We start from the raw sequence: 2,441 nt of genomic DNA, 5'->3' as shown, positions 1-2,441 counted from the left end.
GCCCAAAGACAGGACCCGCAACGAGGCGCTGCGCGGGCTGCGCCAGGAGGCCGGGCTGTCCGACTACGCCCTTCAGCAGGTGGCTCGGGGTCACTGGCGGGATGGGGGGTTCGACGATCGACTGGATACCCAGGTCGTGCAGAAACTCGGAACCCGGGTCTGGAAATCCATCGAGGAACATCTGTACGGCAAACGGGGGCGGCCCCGCTTCAAGAACGCGCGGCGCTTCCATTCCATCGAGGGCAAGTCCAACGCTGCCGGCCTGCGTTTTCGGGACGGTCGGGTCGAGTGGAAAGGCCTGCACCTGCCCGTGCGGTTTGATCGCAAGGACAAACACCGCGTGGAAGAACATGCCCTGTCCTGTCCGATCAAACACGTCCGTCTGGTGCGGCGGACGGTGAACCGGCGTGTTCGGTGGTTCGTGCAACTGGTGCTGAAGGGGACGCCCCGGCAGAAGGACAAGAACCGGGTGGCGCACGGTCAGCCGGTCGGTCTGGACATCGGACCCTCCACCATCGCCGCGGTGGGCGAGGACGACGCCTTCCTGGACCGCTTCTGCGACTCGGTGGAACCTCTGGGCCGGGAGGTTCGCCGTATCCAGCGGGCCATGGATCGAAGCCGTCGCGCCACCAACCCGGACCACTACCATCCGGACGGGACCGTGAAGAAAGGTCCCCGGCGCTGGGTGTATTCCCGTCGATACCGTGCCCTCCGGGCGGAGCTGTTGGAAAAGCAGCGCCGTCTCGGCGAAACGCGCAAGCGTGAACATGGGGAGATGGTCAACCGAGTTCTGGCGCTGGGGGATAACGTCAAGACGGAGGCTCTGTCCTACCGGGCATTCCAGCGGAACTTCGGGAAGAGCGTACGGGATCGCGCCCCGGGAATGTTCGTCGAAAAACTGCGCCGCAAAGCCGCAAATGCTGGCGGCCAGATCGACGAATTCCCCACGCGAACCACCAGGCTCTCCCGAACCTGTGTCTGCGGCGCGGAGCGGAAGAAGCCGCTCTCGGCCCGCTGGCACGATTGCGAATGCGGCGTCTCCGCCCAGAGGGATCTGTTTTCGGCCTTCCTGGCGCGGCACGTCGATGCAGGATACCTCGCCATTCCCCGGGCTCATACGGCCTGGGCGGGTGCAGAACCGCTCCTCGGGCGGGCGATGGCGAGGCTCAGCGAAACAGCGAATGGTTCGGGGGTGACCCCGGCCAGCTTCGGACTCGCGGAGTTCCGGAGACAGAGCCGTTCGCCCGCCCAAGACGGATCGGCCTGTATTGAGGCCCCGGATGCTGTACCGACGGCCGATGGCCGTTCGGGAGAGCCGGGGAGAAATACTGGCCTCGCTGTCAGAACCCTCCGGCTTTAGTCGTGGGGAGGTTCAGCTTGTCGGACTTCCGGGAGATTGAGAGCCGCTACGCGATCCTGACCGGGGGGAGGCCCGATGATCGTCTGGCGCGGGACCTGGGTGCGTCCATCGAATAGCCCCGCCGGTCCGGCACCCCTCACCCTTCACCAGTCATCCAAACCGACCACAGGAGGTACGCCATGAAACGACCGAACAACGATGGCTGAGCCCGCCAGCGGGCGATGACAAGGGGCGCGCTGCGCCCCTTTTCTGTGTTGGGAGGGAAAATCGACAGGCCATTGGATTCGGGTAGCATCGAGTGAAGACCACGAACCCGGCTCGAAACCGGAAGGAACGATCAATGAAAGACTGGGAAATGGAATACGGGGTCATCCGAATCCCGAAGCGTGAGTGGCCCGCCCTGAAGCGGGCGGTCGTGGAAGAACATCGTGACTTTCGTGAACGGGCATTGACCCTGTCGAAGAAGATCCACGCGGAGCTGAAGACCTTTCGCAACGCGGATGAACTGCCCGGACGGAGAAGCTTTCCGGAGCACATCGAGCACGAGGTCATGGACCAGGTCGGCGCGGGACTGGAGCGAGCCGTTCAGCTGGCGGCCGTGCTTCTGCTGGACTGGCGGGATACCTGGACGATGCCCGGGGCGCCGACCCGGAAGCGACTGGAGGAAGTCCCGATGACGCGCGACCAGCGGATCAACGAAACGTTGAATCGGATGGATCTGGGCTGGGGCGCCCGACTCGAACTGAACGGCCGCCAGCCTGAAGTGATCTGGGAGATCCCTGAAGGCGAGGATCTGATCAAGGATGTTCACGCGCATCCGGTAGCGGCCGGACTGTTCCTGGCACTGGATGCGGTTCGGTGGACCGGAGATACCGGGGGTCTGATCAAGGGGAACGACAAGGCGCACAGTAACGCGGGGTTCGAGGATTACGGCAAGTGGTACTGGGGGACGGACCCGGAGTGCCGACACCTTTTCGGGTCGCCCCGGGAAAATCGACAGCCGACCGTTTTCTGATAGCTTGAAATCGAACCCACGGACCCGGCTCGAAGCCGGAAGGAGAAAGCACCCATGATGATCGTA

2 protein-coding genes are annotated in these 2,441 nt (G+C 63.9%); both read left to right on the top strand.

Going from position 1 to position 2,441, the window contains the following annotated elements:
* Window positions 1-136: 136 nt before the first annotated feature.
* A complete protein-coding gene (locus F573_RS14495) occupies window positions 137-1,360 on the top strand; it encodes a zinc ribbon domain-containing protein (RefSeq protein WP_155986691.1) in 1,224 nt (407 codons plus the stop codon).
* 340 nt (window positions 1,361-1,700) lie between these two features.
* Entirely contained in the window at window positions 1,701-2,375 is a 675-nt protein-coding gene (locus F573_RS14490; RefSeq protein ID WP_019023074.1) for a hypothetical protein, read from the top strand.
* Window positions 2,376-2,441: the final 66 nt, after the last annotated feature.

This window comes from Thioalkalivibrio sp. ALE23 (assembly GCF_000378545.1).
Taxonomy (GTDB): domain Bacteria; phylum Pseudomonadota; class Gammaproteobacteria; order Ectothiorhodospirales; family Ectothiorhodospiraceae; genus Thioalkalivibrio.
This window is presented reverse-complemented; position numbering and strand designations above follow the sequence as displayed.